Consider the following 18,122-nt stretch of genomic DNA (forward strand, 5'->3'; position numbering starts at 1 on the left):
AATCGAACGACCGTTCTTTTTTGGAATTATAGAGGCGGGTCCGGCGGGATTTAGGGAAATGCCCCGAAATCAATGTCAGGCATCGGACAATTTACCGACCAAACGGTTGGTTAATTCGGGTAATTCAGGACTCGCCGGGCCCGCTTTGACCCTTAAAGTGTGCGCTGCAACAAATAAAGGAGCCTCCTTCATGACACGCCCCCGCCTCTCCCTGCTCGCCACCGCCCTGCTCTCCCTCACCGCCGGTGCGGCCAGTGCCGACACCGTGTTCACCGTTTCCAGCTGGCTGCCGCCCAGCCACACGCTGAGCATGGCGCAGAAGGAGTGGTGCGACCTGCTGGAGAAAAACACCACGGGCAAGATGAAGTGCAACATCCTGCCGCGTGGCGTGACCGGCGCCCCCGGCACCTTCGACGCCGTCAAGAACGGCCTGGCCGACATCTCCTACACCGTGCACGGCTACACGCCCGGCCGCTTCCTGTACACGCAGATGGCCGAGTTCCCGTTCCTGGGCGACCAGTCGGAGCCGATCTCGGTGGCGTTCAACAAGATCGCCAGCAAGTACCCGCAGTTCGACCAGGAGCACGCGGGCGTCAAGGTCATCTCCTATTTCACCCACGGCCCCGGCATCGTCTTCAACACCAAGCACCCGATCACCAAGGTGGCCGACCTGCAGGGCCTGAAGTTCCGCGTGGGTGGTGGCATGGTCAACGAGATCTCCAAGAAGCTGGACATGAACGTCACGCTCAAGCCCGCGCCCGAGTCGTATGAGCTGCTGTCCGGCGGCGTGATGGACGGCACGCTGTTCCCGGCCGAATCGACCGAGTCGTTCAAGATCGACAAGATCATCAAGTACGCCACCACCTTCCCGGGCGGCCTGTACAACACCAGCTTTGTGTTCATGATGAACCAGGCCAAGTACGACAAGCTCAGCGCCGAGGAAAAGAAGGCCGTGGACGCCATTTCCGGCGAAACCGCGGCCCACATCTTTGGCCGTGGCTGGGACAAGGTGGACCGCCGCGCCACGGCACTGATGCAGGCCAACAATGTGGCCATCGTCAAGGCTGATGCCAAGTTCGTGGCCGACGTGAAGGCCAAGACCGCCCCGCTGGAACAGAAGTGGGTTGGCGAGGCCGAGGCCAAGGGCCTGAAGAACGCCGCCAAGGTGCTGGCCGAGTTCCGCGCAGAGATCGCCAAGGCGTCCAAGTAAGTAGCACCCGCAGCCTGCACCGACGCGGCCTCATTCACAATGAGGGCCGCGTTTTTATTGGCCTCACGGAAACAGCCCCTTGAAAAAAATCCTTGAAGTCCTTTGCGGGCTGCTCTCGGGCATTGCCCTGTTCGCCATCATGGTGCTCACGTTTCTCGACGTGGGCGGCCGCAAGCTCATGTCGCACTCCATCACCGGCTCGCTCGAGATGACCGAGCTGCTCATGGTGGTGGTGATCTTTGGCGCGCTGCCCCTGGTGTCGCTGCGCGGCGAGCATGTGCTGTTCGATTCGCTCGACAGCCACCTGCCGCCCTGGCTGCTGCGCGTGCAGAAGCTGCTGGTGGACGGCATCTGCGCGGCCGCCCTGCTCGCGCTGGCCGTGCTGATGTGGAACACCGGCAACCAGTTCCTGGCCAGCGGCGAGACCACGGCCCAGCTGCTGATCCTCAAGGCGCCGTTCATCTATGGCATGAGCGTGCTGTGCGGAGCCACCGGGCTGGTGCATGTGGCGCTGATGGTCAGCCCCGTTCCGTCAATCCACGAGATCCAGGGAGCCGCGCTGTGACCGAAGCCCTGATCGGATTCGCCGCCATCTTCGCGCTGGCCCTGCTGCGCTTCCCCCTGGCCTTTGGCATGGGCGTGGTGGGTGTGGTGGGCATCGGCCTCACGCGCGGCTGGACGCCCGCCTTCGCCAGCATGGCCAACGTGGTGTACGACACCGGCTTTGCCTACACGCTGTCAGTGATCCCGCTGTTCATCCTGATGGGCAACTTCGTGGCCCGCGCGGGCCTGGCCCACGAGCTGTTCCAGGCGGCCTACGCCTTCATCGGCCACCTGCGCGGCGGGCTGGCCCACGCCACCATTGCCGCCTGCGCGGGCTTTGGCGCCATCTGCGGCTCGTCCATCGCCACGGCCGCCACCATGAGCAAGGTGGCCTACCCGTCGATGAAGAAGCTGGGCTACAGCGATGCGCTGTCCACGGGCGTCATGGCGGCCGGCGGCACGCTGGGCATCATGATCCCGCCCTCCACCATCCTGGTGATCTACGGCATCGTGACCGAGACCAACATCGGCAAGCTGTTCGCGGCCGGGGTGATCCCCGGGCTGATCTCGGCGGCACTGCTGATGCTCACGGTGTCGATCGTCACGCGGCGCGACCCCGAGCATGCACCGCCGGGCGAGCGCACCGCCTGGCCCGACCGCTGGCGCGCGCTGCGCGGCATCTGGGGCGTGGTGGTGCTGGTCATCGTGGTGCTGGGCGGCATCTATGGCGGCGTGTTCACGGCCACCGAGGGCGCGGGCATCGGGGCCTCGGGCGCCTTCCTGTTCGCGCTGGCGCGCCGGCGCCTGACCTGGGCCATCCTGTTCCAGGTGCTGGTGGAGTCGGCCCGCACCACGGCCATGCTGTTCACGCTGCTGATTGGCGCGACCATCTTCGCCAACTTCGTGAACTTCACCACCATGCCCGGCGACCTGAAGGACTGGATCCTGCACCTGGGCCTGTCGCCGATCCTGATCATCGCGGCCATGATGGGCATCTATGTGCTGCTGGGCACGGTGATGGAAGAACTCACCATGGTGCTGCTGACCATTCCGCTGTTCTTCCCCATCGTCACCTCGCTGGGCTTTGACCCGGTGTGGTTTGGCGTGCTGATCGTGATGATCGTGCAGATCGGCCTGATCTCGCCGCCCGTGGGCATGAACCTGTTCGTGCTCAACGCGCTGCTGCCCGAGGTGGGCCTGCTCCAGATTTTCAGGGGTTGCTGGCCGTTTGTGTTCGTGATGGTGATCACGCTGGGCCTGCTGATCGCGTTTCCGCAGCTCAGTCTGTGGCTGCCGTCGATGGTGCGCTGACCGCCGGCGCCCCGGGGGGGGCCTTCAGGTGGACCACCCGCTGCGGGTAGGGAATCTCGATGTTCTCGGCTCGCAGGGCCTTGAGGATGGCGGTGTTGACGTCGGATCGCACGTTCAGCTGCCCGTTCTGCGGATCGGCGATCCAGAACAGCAGCTCATAGTCCAGCCCGTCAGCCCCCAGCTTGGCCAGCCGCGCCCCCGGCCCCGGATCCTCCAGCACCCGTTCACAGGACAACGCGCAGGATTCGAGCAAGGCGCTCACGCGGTCCGGGTCGCTGTCGTAGCCCACGGTGACCGAGGTGCTCAACAGCACCCGCGGGTCGGCCAGCGAAAGGTTTTCAATGCGCTCGGTGATCAGCTTCTCGTTGGGCACGATGGACTCACGCCCCGCCAGCGACCGGATCAGGGTGTAGCGGGTCTTGATGTCCATCACCACGCCTTCAAAATTCTCGACCCGCACCGTGTCGCCAATGCGCAGGCTGCGCTCAAAGAGGATCACAAACCCGCTGACATAGTTGGCCGCGAGCTTTTGCAGGCCAAAGCCCAGGCCCACGCCCAGCGCCCCGCCCAGCACCGACAGCGCCGTGAGGTCCACCCCCACCGCCGACAGCGCGAACAGCAACCCCACGAGCAACAGCACGGCCCGGATGGCATTGCCCGCGACCTTGCGCAGCGACAGGTCGCTCACGGTTTCGACCAGGATGCGGCGCTCCAGCGCGGCCGAGACCCACAGCGCCAGCACCAGCACCACACCGGACGACAGCAAGCCCTCCACCAGGCTCAGGACGCTGATCTTGCTTTTGCCAAAGACAAACTGGATGGCATCCATCTCGTCCATCACATCGGGCAGCACACCGGCAATCCAGAGCATGGCCGCCATCCAGGCCAGCCACGAGAACAGCCGCTCGATCAGCCGGGCCAGCCCCGAGGAGGGAAACACCACCGTGAGCACACGCGCCAGGAAGCGGATGCCGGCGAGCGACACCAGCACGGGCACGGCTATGCGCAGCACCGGCGCCACCTGCTCGTAGTGCAGCACCACGTTGCGGGCCACCACCACCAGCGCCAGCGAGACCAGCGGGAACAGCAGGCCGTCCACAATGCCACGCCCAAACCAGATGGAGTCCTTGGCCTGCTTGTGCCCCGCCAGCCAGCACAGGGCAAAGGCCAGCGCCAGGCAGCCCGCCAGCGCCGAGAGCTCCAACCCCAGGCCGGCCTGCGAGAGATCGCGCAGCAGTTTCTCGAGTTCGGTCATGCGCGTCAGGCTTTCCATGAGGGTGTGCGCTTCTCGGTGAAGGCGCTCACGCCCTCCTGGGCGGTGGCGTCCATCATGTTGACAGCCATGGTCTGCCCGGCCAGCTGGTAGGCCGCTTCAACGCCCATCTCGCGCTGGCGGTAGAACAGCTCCTTGCCCATGGCAATGGCCAGCCGCGGCTTGCCCAGGATGCTGGCCAGCAGGCGGCCAATCTCCCCGTCAAGCTGGTCAGGCGCCACCACGCGGTTCACCAGCCCGCGCGACAGGGCCTGCGCGGCGTCGATGAACTCGCCCGTGACGAGCATTTCCATGGCCTGCTTGGGCGCCATGTTGCGCACCAGCGGGACGCTGGGCGTGGAGCAGAACAGGCCGAAGTTCACGCCGCTGACGGCAAAGCGGGCCTCGGTGGACGCCACGGCCAGGTCGCACTGCGCCACCAGCTGGCAACCGGCCGCCGTGGCCAGCCCCTGCACCCGCGCGATCACCGGCACCGGCAGCTTCTGGAGGCTGAGCATCATGCGGCTGCACTGGGCAAACAGCTTCTGGTAGTAGGCCAGCTGCGGCGTGGCGATCATTTCCTTGAGGTTGTGGCCGGGACAGAAGGCCTTGCCTTCGGCGCCCAGCACCACGGCCCGCGCCTGGTCGTCCTGCGCCACGCGGTCCAGCGCCGCCTGCAGCGCGCCCAGCATCTCCTCGCTGAGCGCGTTGAAGCTCGCGGGGCGGTTCATGGTCAGGGTCCACACACCGCGGTCGTCGCGGCGCTCGATCAATGCATCACTCATGACAGGTCCGCCAGTTCACGCACATGGGCTTCCACGCTGCGCGCCAGGGCGTCCAGGTGGTAGCCGCCTTCAAGGCAGGAGACGATGCGGCCCTTCGCATGGCGCCGGGCCACATCCTTGATGCGCGAGGTGATCCAGGCGTAATCCGCCTCGACCATGCCCAGCTGCCCCAGGTCGTCCTCGCGGTGGGCGTCAAAGCCCGCACTCACAAAAATCATTTCAGGCCGGAACGCCTCCAGCCGCGGCATCCACGACGCTTCGATCATCTCGCGGATGTCCATGCCCCGGGTATAGGCCGGCACCGGCAGGTTGAGCATGTTGGAGGCCGGGTGGTCGGTGCCCGTGTAAGGGTAGAACGGGTGCTGGAAGATGCCCACCATCAGCACGCGCGGGTCGTTGCTCAGGATGTCCTCGGTGCCGTTGCCGTGGTGCACGTCAAAGTCCACCACCGCGACCCGCTTGAGCCGGTGGCGCTCCAGGGCGTAGCGCGCCGCAATGGCCACGTTGTTGAAAAAGCAGAAGCCCATGGCCTTGTCGTGGCACGCGTGGTGGCCCGGCGGGCGCACCGCGCAGAAAGCGTTTTCCAGCTCGCCGGCGAGCACCGCGTCGGTGGCCGCCAGCGCGGCCCCCGCGGCCCGCAGCGAGGCGCTCCAGGTGTGCACGTTCATGGCGGTGTCGGGATCAATCTGCGCGTGGGTCGGACCGCCCGCGGCGATCTCCTCGGCCAGCATGGCACTGGTGCCCCGCATCGCGGCCACATGCAGGCGGGCGTGCGCCAGTTCGATGTCGGTCAGTGACGCCTCGGGCGCCTCACGCCGGTCAAGCGCATCGCCCACACCCGAGACCAGCAAGCGGTCTTCAATGGCGTCGAGTCTTTCGGGGCATTCGGGGTGCCCCGCACCCATCTCGTGCTTCCAGCAATCGCGGTGAGTGAAATAACCGGTCTTGTTCACAGTCATCGTCCATGCCTGCCAATTTTCGGATAACGTCATGCCATGGATGCACAACAAAAACTCAAGGGTCTTCTCGACCAGCTTAACACGGTGATCGTTGGCAAACCGGCCCAGGTGCAGGACTGCGTGGCCTGCCTGCTGGCGGGGGGGCACCTGCTGATCGAGGATGTTCCCGGGGTGGGCAAAACCACCCTGGCCCACGCGCTGGCCCGCGCCTTTGGCCTGGAATTCTCGCGGGTCCAGTTCACCGCCGACCTGATGCCCAGCGACCTGTCGGGCGTCTCCATCTACGAGCGCGGCAAGGAAGCCTTTGTCTTCCACCCGGGCCCGGTGTTTGCCCAGGTGCTGCTGGCCGACGAGATCAACCGCGCCAGCCCCAAGACCCAGAGCGCGCTGCTGGAGGCCATGGAAGAGAAACAGGTCACGGTCGAGGGTGAAACCAGGGCCCTGCCCTCGCCGTTTTTTGTGATCGCCACGCAGAACCCGCATGACCAGCTGGGCACTTTCGCGCTGCCCGAAAGCCAGCTGGACCGCTTCCTGATGCGGATCTCGCTGGGCTACCCTGACCGCGCCGCCGAGCGCGAACTGCTCAACGGCGGCGACCGGCGCGACATGGTCGAGTCCCTGCCGGCCATGCTCACGCCGGTGGATTTGCACCATCTGCAGCAACAGGTGTTGCAGGTCCACGCGGCCGAGCCGCTGCTCAACTATGTGCAGGACCTGATCGCGGCCACGCGCTCGGGCCGCTGGTTCCTGCAGGGGCTGAGCCCGCGCGCCGGCATTGCCGTGGTGCGCGCGGCCAAGGCGCAGGCCCTGCTGGCGGGGCGCGATTATGTGGCCCCCGATGACGTGCAGGCCATCCTGCCCCAGTCCATCGCCCACCGGCTGGTGCCCGTGGGCGACGCGGGGCGCGGCCCGGTGGAGCAGGTGCGCGCGCTGATCGAGGCCGTGCCGCTTCCATGAACATGCGCCCCCACGCTCGCCACTGCGTATGCTCGCTGCCCCCCGAGGGGGCCTTCGCCGTCTTGGGGCGGCCCGGCGCCGGCTCATGAACATGACGTCGGCAGTCCGCTGGATCCACCCGCTGGGGTTTGTCCGCGCGCGGTTTCGCCAGTGGTGGCAGACCCGGCTGCCGCTGTCGGACACCACCACGTTGACGCAGCGCAATGTCTACATCCTGCCCACGCGGCCGGGGTTCATGCTGGGCGCTACGCTGCTGGTGCTGCTGGTGGCTTCCATCAACTACCAGCTCAACCTGGGCTATCTGCTGACCTTTCTCCTGGCCGGCAGCGCCGTGGTGGGCATGCATGTCTGCCATGCCACGCTGCGCGGCCTGACCATGAATTTGATCCCGCCAGACGCCCAGTTCATGGGGACGGGCGCCACCTTCGGCATCACGCTGGTGAACGAAAGGCGATCGGTGCGCCACGGCATTGGCCTGGCCGTGCTCGACGAGACGCATGAAGACCACTGGGCCTGGACCGACGTGCCGGCGCAAGGCACGAGCACCGTGCAGGTGGCCTTTCTGCCGCGCGCCCGCGGCCTGCAGCGCGTGCCCCCGCTCACGGCCGAGACGCGCTTTCCGCTGGGCACATTCCGGGTCTGGACGGTCTGGCGGCCAGCCGCCGAGGTGCTGGTGTACCCGGCACCCGAGCTGTTCCCGCCCCCCTTGCCGCCGGGTGAGCCCCGCTCGGGCGGCGCGGCCGCGGCCCGCTCGCAGCCCACCGGCGAGTTTGACGGCGTGCGCGCCTACCGGCGCGGCGACCCGCTCAAGCTGGTGGTCTGGAAAAAGGCCGCCAAGGCCATGGCCAGCGGCACCGATGAACTGGTCAGCCGCGACAGCCAGCAGGCCCAGCGCTACGAGCTGTGGCTGGACTTCGCGCAGGCCGGGCTCCTGGACACCGAAGGCAAGCTGTCACGCCTGTGCGCCTGGGTTCTGCAGGCCGACAAACTTGGCGTGGACTATGGCCTGCGGCTGCCCGGCGTGGAAATCCCGCCGGCCAGCGGCGAGGCCCACCGCCGTCGCTGCCTGGAGGCACTGGCGCTGTGCTGAAGGTCCTGAACGCCCTGCCCCGCGAGGGACGTGACACCCTGTTCCTGCTGGTGGTGATTGGCTGGGTCGTGCTGCCGCAGGTGCAGAACCTGCCGTGGTGGTGCACCGCGCTGACGGCCGGGGTGCTGCTGTGGCGCGGCTGGCTGGCCTTCGTCTCGCGGCCGCTGCCCGGCAAGTGGTGGCTGCTGGGCCTGCTGGGCCTGACCATCGGCGCCACGCTGCTGTCCCACCGCACCCTGCTGGGGCGTGATGCCGGGGTGACCCTGATCGTGGTGCTGCTGGCGCTCAAGACACTGGAGCTGCGCGCGCGGCGTGACGCCTTCGTGATCTTCTTCCTGGGCTTCTTCACGATGCTCACCAACTTCTTCTTCTCGCAGTCGCTGCTCACGGCCGCAGCCATGCTGCTGGCGCTGCTGGGGCTGCTCACGGCGCTGGTCAATGCCCACATGCCGGTGGGCAAGCCGCCGCTGGCCGAGGCCGCCCGCACCGCGGGCTGGATGGCCCTGGTGGGCGCCCCGATCATGGTGGTGCTGTTCCTGCTGTTCCCGCGGCTGGCGCCGCTGTGGGGCATCCCCAGCGACGCCATGAGCGGGCGCAGCGGGCTCTCATCCACCATGCAGATCGGCAACATCGCCAGCCTGGCGCTGGACGAGACCATCGCCCTGCGCATCAAGTTCGAGGGCCCGCCGCCGCCGCAGTCCGACCTGTACTTCCGCGGGCCGGTGCTCACGCGCTTTGACGGCCGCGAATGGCAACCACTGATCAGCCGGCTCGATCCGTCCACCAGCGCGCGCTTCCTGCCACGCCTGCTGGGCCCGCCCAACCTGCGGGTGCAAGGCTCGCCGGTGCGCTATGAAGTCACCATGGAGCCGAGCAACCGGCCCTGGCTGATGCTGATGGACGCCGCGCCAGGACCACCCGAGCTGCCGGGCTTCAGCACCCTCATGACCCCGGAGCTGCAATGGGTGGCCAACCGGCCGGTCACCGACATCGTGCGCTACAAGGCCGAGAGCTACCCCGATTTCAGCTTTGGTCCGTCAACCGCCGCGGCCCTGCTGCCCGACTACCGCGAGCTGCCCGCCGGCTTCAACCCCCGCACCCTGCAGCTCGCGCAGGACATGCGGCGCGATCCGCGCTACGCCAGCGCCGACGCCCGCGTGCTGGTGCAGGCCGTGATGGACCGCCTGCGCACCCAGGGCTACAGCTACACGCTGGACCCGGGCGTCTATGGCCGCGAGACCGCCGACGAATTCTGGTTTGACCGCAAGGAAGGGTTTTGCGAGCACATTGCCTCGGCCTTCGTGGTGCTGATGCGCGCGCTGGACGTGCCCGCGCGCATCGTCACCGGCTACCAGGGCGGCGAGCGCAACAATGTCGACGGTTACTGGACACTGCGCCAGAGCGACGCCCACGCCTGGGCCGAGGTCTGGATGGCGAACGCCAGCGGCGCGGGCAGCTGGGTGCGGGTGGACCCGACATCGGCCGTGGCGCCGGGGCGCACCGGGGCCTTCCTGCGGCTGCGCCCGCCGCAAGGCGTGATGGCCACCGCCATCGGGGCCATGAGCCCCACGCTGTCGGCCAGCCTGCGCGCCGCCTGGGAGGCCGTGAACAACCGCTGGAACCAGTGGGTGCTCAACTACACCCAGAGCAAGCAGCTCGACCTGCTCAAGAACATCGGCTTTGAGTCCCCAAGCTGGGAAGACCTGAGCTACGTGCTGATCGGCATCGTGGTGATCGTGGCCGTGCTGGGCGCGCTGTGGACCCTCTGGGAGCGCAGCCGGCACGACCCCTGGCTGCGGCTGCTGCAGCGCACGCGCGAACAGTTGCGCAAGGCCGGCCTCGAGGTGCCGGCCACCGCACCGCCGCGCCAGGTGGCGGCGGCCGTGCGCCAGCACTTTGGCGGCGGCGCTGGCGCGCTGGCCGACTGGCTGCTGCGGCTGGAGAACCTGCGCTACGCGCGCGACCCGCAGGGCAGCCTGGCGACGCTGCAGCGCGAATTCAAACAAATGGCATGGCCCAAGTGACTCCTTTTCCCCGTTCCCTCGTTATCGCTACACTTTTCATAGCAGCCAGTGCCCTGTGCACGGGGACTTCGGCCGCAAAACGTTCCAAAAACCCGCCCCCCCACGGAAACGGGCATGCAAAAAGGGCGGCCAGCGCGCCGGTGCGCAGCGGCACACCCTATGCCCAGCGCGAGGAGGTGATGCGCTACGCTGACGACCTAGCCCAGCGCCGCGACCTCGACCCCGGCTGGGTGCGCCGCGCACTGGGCCAGGCGCAGAAGCTGCCGGTGGTGATCAGGCTCATGCAGCCCGCGCCCCGGGGCGTGGCCAAGAACTGGCGCGTCTACCGCAGCCGCTTCATCGATGCCACACGCATCCATGCCGGCGTGCGCTTCTGGAACGCGAACCGCGAGGCCCTGGAGCGGGCCGAGCGCGAGTACGGCGTGCCGCCCGAAATCATTGTGGGCATCATTGGCGTGGAGACCCTCTACGGCCAGCAGATGGGCACCTTTCGCGTGATCGACGCGCTGGCCACGCTGGCCTTCGATTTCCCGTCCAGCCACCCGCGCGCGGCCGAGCGCAGCGAGTTCTTCCGCAATGAACTCGAACAGTTCCTGACGCTGCAAAGCCGCCTCAACGCCGACCCGCTGCTGCCTTTGGGCAGCTATGCCGGCGCCATGGGCATGCCGCAGTTCATGCCCAGCAGCCGCCTGAAATACGCGGTCGACTTTGATGGCGACGGCAGCATCGACCTGAGCCACAGCCCGGCGGATGTGATCGGTTCGGTGGCCAGCTATTTCAAGGCCTTCAACTGGCAGCCCGGCATGCCCACGCACTACCCCGTGCGGTTCGACCCGGCCACGCTGGACATGGACGCGCTCATGGCGCCTGACATCCTGCCCACGTTCAGCGTGGCCAGCTTTACCGCCAGGGGCGCGGTGCTGGAGGGCCAGGCGCTGCGCCACACCGGCCCGCTGGCCCTGGTGGAATTGCAGAACGGCGACGACGCCCCGCAGTACGTCGCCGGCACCGACAACTTCTATGCCATCACCCGCTACAACTGGAGCAGCTACTACGCCATGGCAGTGATCGAGCTGGGCGATGAGATCAAGGCGGCGCTGGGCCGCTGAGCGCCGATGACCTGCGGGGTCATCGACGGCAAGCTCACGGGCGAATAACTTCCAGAAAGCCGGAATCCCCCGGCTCCCTTTCTGGAGAAATTGCCATGTCAGACCCCGTTGCCATTGCCAACGCCTACATCACCACCTGGAACGCCACCGACACCCCCCAGCGCGAGGCCGCGCTTGCCAGCCACTGGACCGCCAACGCGAGCTATGTCGATCCGCTGATGAGTGCCAGCGACGCCAGGGGCATTTCAGGTTTGGTCAGTGCCGTGCACCAGCGGTTCCCGGGCTTTCGCTTCACGCTGACCGGCACGCCCGATGGCCATGGCAACTACGTGCGCCTGAGCTGGTCGCTCGGTCCGGCAGGCGCCGAGCCCCCTGTCAGGGGCAGCGACCTCATCGTGCTGCAGGGCGGGCGGATCAGCCAGGTGATCGGCTTCATCGACCAGGCGCCAGCGGCCCTCTGAGCCGGCGGCTGCCTAGGGATAGGCGATGCGGTACACGGTCTGCCCCGGATTCCAGTACGACGGCGCCTTGCGCACCACGATGGACTGCGATGCCGATTCGCCGATGGTGTCGCCGTCCTGAATGACAGGGCCCTTGGTCAGCAGGTAGTTCACCATGCCGGCCGCCAGCGCAAACAGCGACCGCCCGTCCACCGGCGCGTTCCTGCACTCGATCTCAAGCAGGTCAAACCCCTGCATGCCGCTGGTCGAAATCGCCCAGCCAGCCAGCGGATCATGGCTCAGCCGGAAGTGAACCCACAGCATGATGGGCAACCGTTCGCGGCTTGCGCTGGCGCCCTGCCTGAGGAAGTCATCGCGCGACTGCAGGCTTTCGCCCCAGTAGCTGGCGATGGCATTCGCATCCATGAGCGAGGCCATGGCCTGGGTCAGCAGCAGCGCGGCATCCACCTTGCCCAGGGTGGTTCCCATCAACGTCACGACCAGATGGGCCTTGTGGGGGGTGACCGCCTCGCAGGCCGTTTTCCAATACCAGGCCTGGCGGCAAATGGGGTCCAGCTCCTGGTTGGGAATCGGGCGGTCCACCAGCATCACGGCCACCGTCCCGCCGCTGACGCGCATCACAAAGGCCTGCGGGTCCTGCGCCGGCACGGCGGTGACCGGCTGCGCATCCCCCAGCCGGGTGCGCAAGCTGGCGGCGACCTTTTCCGCTGACGGCAGCGCCGGTTCGGCAAGCACCACGAACGCCAGGGCCTGGATCGAGGCCGGGGCCGGATCGGCGGCATGGGCTCCGGTGGCCAGGGCAAGAAAGACGCACAGCGCGATGACAGATTTCATCGCTCCGAGTATCCGCGACAAACCTGCCGGGCCAATTCACGAGCAGGATTGGTTGGGCCGGCACTGTCCCGCATTGCAATGCTCGCTGGACTGGCACAGCGAGCATTGCTGCCGGGTTGCCATGCCGGGCAGTGACAGCAACTCCTGGTAGGTAAAGCCCAGCGTGGTGAACACCGTTTTGTAGATGGCTGAATTCAGGAGGTTATTGGCGCACAGCCGCCCCGTCGCAAAGTCTCCGTCATTGAACGTCGCGCTGGAGGTCAGCAATTGGGTCGTGGTGTCATAGTAGGTTTTGCTGTTCCAGAACCAGCCAGCGTAGTGAAGGTATGTGATCCGGTTCGCCGGAGCGGATGCGGCACTGTAGGTCGCGGCATCGGCCTGGCTGTATGCGTGGCCACCGCCCCCCAGATGGGTGTCCGTGGGCGCGTAGAAAACCACTGTCGCCACGTAAGGCAGCAAATCCCTGTAGAGCTGCTTCCTGTAGGCCAGGGCACCCGTGGTGCTCAGCGTGGTCAGTTGCTGCGACGAGATTCCGGATGAATACATCCCAATCTGGGTGTACAGCGAATAATCCGCAATGATCGTCGCCTGCAGGCTGGCCATTTGCGTCGCGATTCCAGCAAATGCCGCTGGCAGACGGTTCTCAAGACTCGATGCGGCTGCGCTTACCGTATTGGGGACCGATCCTCCGTTTGACGCACTCGAAAGATTCATCAGCGCGGTGATGGCCACCGGGCCCCAGGGACTGATGTCGCCCAGGCCGGTATTGAAGACGTCCTGGAGCACGTCTGAAATGGATTTCTCGATCACGGCCCCCGTGTTCACCGTCACAGGCTGATTCGGCAGGGACAGCTCGAGCACGGCCGCGGAGACGATCGCGTCATTCTGGATGAACAGCGGATTGGTGTAATAAGTGGCGATCGAGTTGAAAAGCGCGCCGACATCGCCCACGGACTGGATCTCATGCTTGAGCTGCGTCTTGACGGCCTCGAAGTCTGCCGCCGTGCATCCGCAGGCCGCGCTGAATGACGGCCACGGCAGCGTTCCCCAGTCGATATTGGCGGCGCCGTAGAGTGATCGGATGTTGCCGTTGCTGCCGGGGTAGAGCTGGTTGCTCAGCCACGTGAACGCGGTCAGGCTGTCACCTGTGTACTGGGGGGCATGGACCGGACTGGAAGCCTCCACGCAGAAGAACGGCCGCAAATTGCCCGTGGCCCCAGCACCCGCGAAGAAGGCCAGCGTGGCCGCATTGATATTGGGCTGACCCTTGGTGCAATGGCTGCCGGTTGCCTGCACGACGTTGCTGTCAAAAGCTGGTCGGGCCAGCAGCGCCGCGGCACTCACATGCAGCGAACAGGCCCACAAGGCCCCGAACATCATGAGATTCCTGATCTTGCTCACAATCCACCCCCTTCCCACATCATTGGAATATGCCGGGGCGCCTGCCGCGCCCTCGGCGCTTTGGTGAACCCAAGGGTTCCATTCCAGTCTAGGCTGTGGCCCCAGGGACCGCATCCTCCATGTGTAGGAGCCAATGACGCAAGGCGGAGTCAACACGGGCCACCTGGGCCGCCCTTGCCTCCCCGAACCCACGCCGGAACAGCCGCATGCTCGGGTACCAGGGCGAATCGTCGCGCTCCAGCAGCCAGCGCCAGTCGGGGTTGGGCGGCAGCATCACCCACACGGGTCGGGCGAGCGCGCCGGCCAGATGGGCCACGGCACTGTCAATGGTGATGACCAGATCGAGGCCTTCGATCATCGCGGCGCTGTCGGCAAAATCATGCCAGTCGGCCGTGAGGTCCACCAGCCGCCCGCCGGCCAGACGCGGGTCGTCAGGCGCCACGTCGGTGAAGCCGCCGCCGTCCGACTTTTGCAGGCTGAAGCACTGCACGCCATCCAGGCCGGTCAGCGCAAGCAAGTCGCTCAAGGGCATGCTGCGGTTGCGGTTGTTGACCTGCACCGGCGCGCCGGCCCAGGCCAGCCCGACCTTGAACTGGCCAGCCCAGGGGCGAAGCCGCTCCCGCCACTGCGCGCGCCGTGCATCGGGCGCCCGCAGGTAGGGCACGGTGGCAGGCACCGTGGCCAGCGTGGTGCCGTAATGCAGTGGCAGGTCCAGCAGTGCCACATGGCCATCGGCCACGAGGTCCGTGCCGGGCTTGAAGCAGACCACGCCCGGCATGCCTTCCACCAAGGCAATGAGTTCGGGCTGCACCACGGCCTGCACGGTGGCGCCATCGGCCTGCAGCTGCGCGGCATAGCGGATGAACTGGATCACATCGCCCAGGCCCTGCTCGGCGTACACCAGCAGGCGCTTGCCCCGCAGCGGCTGCCGGGCCGGGCCCTGCCACTCCAGCGCCGGCTGGAAGAAGCGCGGGCGCACCATGCGATCCGTGTCGTTCCAGCGGGACTGGTAGAGGGCCCAGCCCTCTTCCAGCCGGCCCGCCAGCAGCAGCGCCAGCGCCAGGTCCACCTGGGCCAGCGCAAACCCGGGCTGCAACTGCAAGGCCCGGCGCAGCGCGGCTTCGGCCTCGTCGAGCCGGTTCAGGTGGAGCAGCGCGGTACCCAGAATGCGCACCGCATAGGGATGGTCGGGCGCCAGCGCGACCGCCTGGCGGGCATGGGTCAGCGTGCCCTCATGGTCCTCCAGGCGCCACAGCACGCCGGCGAGGTTGACATGCGCCTCCATGAAGCCGGGCTCCCGCGCCAGGGCCTCACGGTACTGGGTGGCGGCCTCGTCCAGCCGGCCCGCCTGTTCCAGGCAGAAGCCATGGTGCAGCAGCGTGGCCCGGTCGCGCGCCTGGAGATCGCCATACAGGCGCTGGTAGACCGGCAGCGCCTGGGCGTACTGCCGCTGGGCCAGCAGCAGGTTGGCCAGGTCATGCGCCGGGGCGGGCGCCTCGGGCGCCACGCGGCAGGCATCATTGAGCCAGGCCACCGCCGCCCAGACATCCCCCGTGCCGGCGCTGGCACGGGCCAGGCCCAGCCGGGCTTCGAGCGAGACAGGGTCCTGCGCCAGGGCCTGGCCGAACGCGGCCAGCGCTTCGTGAAAGCGGCCCGACCCCAGCAGCGCAGCGCCCTGCGCCAGCGGCGTCATGGCCCCGCCATCTTTCAAGCGCTGACGGGCACCAGGAAGTCGCGGCTGATGCGTCCGCCCAGTTCGTTCACCCGGTCCAGGAACTGCGTGAGGAAAGCATGCAGGCCGGTGGCCAGGATCTCGTCAATGTGGCCCCACTTGAGGTCGGCCCGCAGCTTGCCGGCGCGGCGGATGGTTTCGGCCGACTGGTCGTTGGCCAGCATTTCGAGGTTGGCCACCACCTCGTTGAGACTGGCATGCAGGGAGCGCGGCATGTCCTGGCGCAGGATCAGCAGTTCAGCCACGCGCTCGGGCTTGATCACGTCACGATAGACCTTGCGGTAGATCTCGAAGCCGCTGACGCTGCGCAGGATCGAGCTCCAGTGGTAGAAGTCGTACTCCTGGTCCTGCTCGGTGGCCGTGCCAAAGAAGTCGCTTTGCACGGCGTGGAATTTCACGTCCACCAGCCGGGCCGTGTTGTCAGCCCGCTCCAGAAAGGTGCCCAGACGCATGAAGTGCAGCGCCTCGTCCATGAGCATGGTGCCCACGGTCACGCCACGCGACAGGTGCGACCGGAACTTCACCCATTCAAAGAACTGGCCCGGGTCGCGCTCGAACTGGCCGGTGCGCAGCATGCGGTTGACCTCCAGCCAGGTCTGGTTCTGCGTCTCCCAGGCCTCGGTGGTGAGCGTGCCGCGCACGGCGCGCGCGTTCTCGCGCGCGGCCTTCAGGCACGAGACGATGGACGAAGGGTTGTCGTCATCCTTGACCATGAACTCCATCACGCGCGCGGCGTCCACCTCGCCGTGCTTGGCGGTGTACGACGGCAGCAGTTCGCTGATGGACAGCAGGCCCTGCCAGCCCACCTGGGCCACGGCGGTGGACTGCGGCAGCAGCGAGGTCTGGTAGTTGACGTCGAGCATGCGCGCGGTGTTTTCGGCGCGCTCGGTGTAGCGGGACATCCAGAAGAGGTGGTCGGCCGTACGGGAAAGCATGTTCAGACCTCCAGGATCCAGGTGTCCTTGGTGCCACCACCCTGGGACGAATTGACAACCAGCGAACCTTCCTTGAGGGCCACGCGCGTCAGGCCACCGGGGACCATCTGCACCTCGCGGCCACTGAGCACAAACGGGCGCAGGTCGATGTGACGCGGCGCCACGCCGCTTTCCACGAAGGTGGGGCAGCTGGACAGGCTGAGCGTGGGCTGGGCGATGTAGCCGCCCGGGTTGGCCAGGATCGCCTTGCGGAAATCCTCGATCTCGGCCTGGGTCGAGGCCGGACCGACCAGCATGCCGTAGCCACCCGCGCCGTGGACCTCCTTGACCACGAGGTCCTTGAGGTTGGCCAGCGTGTACTTCAGGTCGTCCGGGTTGCGGCACATGTAGGTGGGCACGTTGTTCAGGATGGGCTTCTCGCCCAGGTAGAACTCGATCATCTTGGGCACATAGGGGTAGATCGACTTGTCGTCGGCCACGCCCGTCCCAATGGCATTGCAGATGCTCACGTTGCCCGCCTGGTAGGCATCAAGCAGGCCGGCGCAGCCCAGCGTGCTGGTGGGCCGGAACACCGAGGGGTCCAGGAAGTCGTCGTCGACGCGGCGGTAGATCACGTCCACCCGCACCGGGCCGCGCGTGGTGCGCATGTAGACAAAGCGGTCCTTGACGATCAGGTCCTGGCCCTCGACCAGCTCAATGCCCATCTGCTGGGCCAGGAACGCGTGCTCGAAATACGCGCTGTTGTACATGCCCGGGGTCAGCACCACCACGGTCGGGTCGGCCACGCCGGGCTGGGCCGAGGCCCTCAGCGTCTCCAGCAGCAGGTCGGGGTAGTGCATGACCGGTGCCACGCGGTGGCTGGAGAACAGGTCGGGAAACAGCCGCATCATCATCTTGCGGTCTTCCAGCATGTAGCTCACGCCACTGGGCACGCGCAGGTTGTCCTCGAGCACGTAGTACTCGCCCTCGCCCTTGGCGTTGGGGGCGCGCACGATGTCCACGCCCGCGATGTGCGAGTACACATGGTGCGGCACGTAGACCCCCGCCATCTCCTTGCGGTACTGGGCGTTGTTCAGGATCTGCTCGGCCGGGATGATGCCGGCCTTGATGATGTCCTGCTCGTGGTAGACGTCGTGCAGGAAGCGGTTGAGGGCCGTGACGCGCTGGACCAGCCCCTGCTCCATGCTGGCCCATTCGTGGGCCGGGATGATGCGCGGAATCAGGTCAAAAGGAATCAGCCGCTCGGTGCCCGAGCCGTCCTCGTCCTTGGCGCCATACACCGCAAAGGTGATGCCGACCCGCCGGAAGATCATCTCGGCCTCCTCGCGGCGGTCGCGCATCACGTCCTCGGGCTGGCGCGCGAGCCATCGCGCATACGCCTGGTAGTGCGCGCGGACATCAGCGTCCTGGCCTGGGCCCGGTAGGGAGCCCTGAGATTGGCCTTGTTTCTGGGTTTGACCGGTGCCCGGCAGCCGGGCATACATCTCGTCGAATTTCTGCATAAAGGCTATCTCCTGTT

The 18,122-nt window shown here is 66.8% G+C and carries 16 protein-coding genes; 8 read left to right on the top strand and 8 right to left on the bottom strand.

Annotated features, from left to right (window positions below; translation table 11 throughout):
- Positions 1-190: 190 nt before the first annotated feature.
- From KF796_14950 to KF796_14960, 3 genes are all read left to right on the top strand, one after another.
- Positions 191-1,210: a TRAP transporter substrate-binding protein gene (locus KF796_14950; protein MBX3587934.1), complete on the top strand. Its 1,020-nt coding sequence runs from the start codon at positions 191-193 to the stop codon at positions 1,208-1,210.
- A gap of 139 nt (positions 1,211-1,349) precedes the next feature.
- The gene (locus tag KF796_14955; GenBank protein ID MBX3587935.1) at positions 1,350-1,775 is read left to right on the top strand and encodes a TRAP transporter small permease; all 426 of its coding nucleotides are present in this window, start codon (positions 1,350-1,352) and stop codon (positions 1,773-1,775) included.
- Complete coding sequence (locus KF796_14960; protein ID MBX3587936.1) at positions 1,772-3,064, top strand: TRAP transporter large permease; 1,293 nt, start codon at positions 1,772-1,774, stop codon at positions 3,062-3,064. The genes KF796_14955 and KF796_14960 overlap by 4 nt, the downstream gene beginning before the upstream one ends.
- Here the strand turns inward: KF796_14960 and KF796_14965 are convergent.
- Genes KF796_14965 through KF796_14975 form a run of 3 tightly spaced genes read right to left on the bottom strand, consistent with a single transcriptional unit; the run spans position 3,033 to position 6,060 of the window.
- Positions 3,033-4,319: a mechanosensitive ion channel gene (locus KF796_14965; protein ID MBX3587937.1), complete on the bottom strand. Its 1,287-nt coding sequence runs from the start codon at positions 4,317-4,319 to the stop codon at positions 3,033-3,035. The two genes, KF796_14960 and KF796_14965, sit on opposite strands and share 32 nt — an antisense overlap.
- Before the next feature lie 5 nt (positions 4,320-4,324).
- The gene (locus KF796_14970; GenBank protein ID MBX3587938.1) at positions 4,325-5,101 is read right to left on the bottom strand and encodes an enoyl-CoA hydratase; all 777 of its coding nucleotides are present in this window, start codon (positions 5,099-5,101) and stop codon (positions 4,325-4,327) included.
- Positions 5,098-6,060 (bottom strand): histone deacetylase family protein, encoded by a 963-nt coding sequence (locus KF796_14975; protein ID MBX3587939.1) that lies wholly within the window; start codon positions 6,058-6,060, stop codon positions 5,098-5,100. The genes KF796_14970 and KF796_14975 overlap by 4 nt, the downstream gene beginning before the upstream one ends.
- A gap of 36 nt (positions 6,061-6,096) precedes the next feature.
- Here KF796_14975 and KF796_14980 point away from each other — a divergent pair, with 36 nt between their 5' ends.
- From KF796_14980 to KF796_15000, 5 genes are all read left to right on the top strand, one after another.
- Positions 6,097-7,017: a MoxR family ATPase gene (locus tag KF796_14980; GenBank protein ID MBX3587940.1), complete on the top strand. Its 921-nt coding sequence runs from the start codon at positions 6,097-6,099 to the stop codon at positions 7,015-7,017.
- 91 nt (positions 7,018-7,108) lie between these two features.
- Positions 7,109-8,107 carry a DUF58 domain-containing protein gene (locus KF796_14985; protein ID MBX3587941.1) on the top strand — a complete coding sequence of 333 codons (999 nt, stop codon included), beginning with the start codon at positions 7,109-7,111 and terminating at the stop codon, positions 8,105-8,107.
- A complete protein-coding gene (locus tag KF796_14990) occupies positions 8,101-10,131 on the top strand; it encodes a DUF3488 domain-containing transglutaminase family protein (GenBank protein ID MBX3587942.1) in 2,031 nt (676 codons plus the stop codon). Before KF796_14985 ends, KF796_14990 begins: the two co-directional genes overlap by 7 nt.
- On the top strand, positions 10,119-11,240 hold the full coding sequence (gene mltB / locus KF796_14995; protein MBX3587943.1) for a lytic murein transglycosylase B: 1,122 nt from the start codon (positions 10,119-10,121) through the stop codon (positions 11,238-11,240). Before KF796_14990 ends, mltB begins: the two co-directional genes overlap by 13 nt.
- 95 nt (positions 11,241-11,335) lie before the next feature.
- On the top strand, positions 11,336-11,701 hold the full coding sequence (locus tag KF796_15000; protein ID MBX3587944.1) for a nuclear transport factor 2 family protein: 366 nt from the start codon (positions 11,336-11,338) through the stop codon (positions 11,699-11,701).
- 12 nt (positions 11,702-11,713) lie between these two features.
- Here the strand turns inward: KF796_15000 and KF796_15005 are convergent, their stop codons facing one another.
- The 5 genes from KF796_15005 to KF796_15025 form a co-directional block, all read right to left on the bottom strand.
- Positions 11,714-12,535, bottom strand: a complete 822-nt coding sequence (locus KF796_15005; GenBank protein MBX3587945.1) for a DUF4261 domain-containing protein — start codon at positions 12,533-12,535, stop codon at positions 11,714-11,716.
- Between the two features lie 36 nt (positions 12,536-12,571).
- Positions 12,572-13,936 (bottom strand): hypothetical protein, encoded by a 1,365-nt coding sequence (locus KF796_15010; protein MBX3587946.1) that lies wholly within the window; start codon positions 13,934-13,936, stop codon positions 12,572-12,574.
- A gap of 88 nt (positions 13,937-14,024) precedes the next feature.
- Positions 14,025-15,629 carry a tetratricopeptide repeat protein gene (locus KF796_15015; protein MBX3587947.1) on the bottom strand — a complete coding sequence of 535 codons (1,605 nt, stop codon included), beginning with the start codon at positions 15,627-15,629 and terminating at the stop codon, positions 14,025-14,027.
- Positions 15,630-15,643: 14 nt separating this feature from the next.
- Positions 15,644-16,603: an alpha-E domain-containing protein gene (locus KF796_15020; protein ID MBX3587948.1), complete on the bottom strand. Its 960-nt coding sequence runs from the start codon at positions 16,601-16,603 to the stop codon at positions 15,644-15,646.
- Positions 16,604-16,605: 2 nt separating this feature from the next.
- The gene (locus KF796_15025) at positions 16,606-18,105 is read right to left on the bottom strand and encodes a circularly permuted type 2 ATP-grasp protein (protein MBX3587949.1); all 1,500 of its coding nucleotides are present in this window, start codon (positions 18,103-18,105) and stop codon (positions 16,606-16,608) included.
- Positions 18,106-18,122 lie beyond the last annotated feature (17 nt).

The organism is Ramlibacter sp. (assembly GCA_019635435.1).
Classification (GTDB): domain Bacteria; phylum Pseudomonadota; class Gammaproteobacteria; order Burkholderiales; family Burkholderiaceae_C; genus JAHBZM01.

Bases quoted from the DNA above. Each gene is read 5' to 3' on its own strand.
- KF796_14950 (MBX3587934.1), top strand. From the start codon at position 191: ATGACACGCCCCCGCCTCTCCCTGCTCGCCACCGCCCTGCTCTCCCTC.
- KF796_14955 (MBX3587935.1), top strand. From the start codon at position 1,350: ATGGTGCTCACGTTTCTCGACGTGGGCGGCCGCAAGCTCATGTCGCAC.
- KF796_14965 (MBX3587937.1), bottom strand. From the start codon at position 4,319: ATGACCGAACTCGAGAAACTGCTGCGCGATCTCTCGCAGGCCGGCCTG.
- KF796_14970 (MBX3587938.1), bottom strand. From the start codon at position 5,101: ATGAGTGATGCATTGATCGAGCGCCGCGACGACCGCGGTGTGTGGACC.
- KF796_14975 (MBX3587939.1), bottom strand. From the start codon at position 6,060: ATGACTGTGAACAAGACCGGTTATTTCACTCACCGCGATTGCTGGAAG.
- KF796_14980 (MBX3587940.1), top strand. From the start codon at position 6,097: ATGGATGCACAACAAAAACTCAAGGGTCTTCTCGACCAGCTTAACACG.
- KF796_14985 (MBX3587941.1), top strand. From the start codon at position 7,109: ATGACGTCGGCAGTCCGCTGGATCCACCCGCTGGGGTTTGTCCGCGCG.
- mltB (MBX3587943.1), top strand. From the start codon at position 10,119: ATGGCCCAAGTGACTCCTTTTCCCCGTTCCCTCGTTATCGCTACACTT.
- KF796_15000 (MBX3587944.1), top strand. From the start codon at position 11,336: ATGTCAGACCCCGTTGCCATTGCCAACGCCTACATCACCACCTGGAAC.
- KF796_15005 (MBX3587945.1), bottom strand. From the start codon at position 12,535: ATGAAATCTGTCATCGCGCTGTGCGTCTTTCTTGCCCTGGCCACCGGA.
- KF796_15015 (MBX3587947.1), bottom strand. From the start codon at position 15,629: ATGACGCCGCTGGCGCAGGGCGCTGCGCTGCTGGGGTCGGGCCGCTTT.
- KF796_15020 (MBX3587948.1), bottom strand. From the start codon at position 16,603: ATGCTTTCCCGTACGGCCGACCACCTCTTCTGGATGTCCCGCTACACC.
- KF796_15025 (MBX3587949.1), bottom strand. From the start codon at position 18,105: ATGCAGAAATTCGACGAGATGTATGCCCGGCTGCCGGGCACCGGTCAA.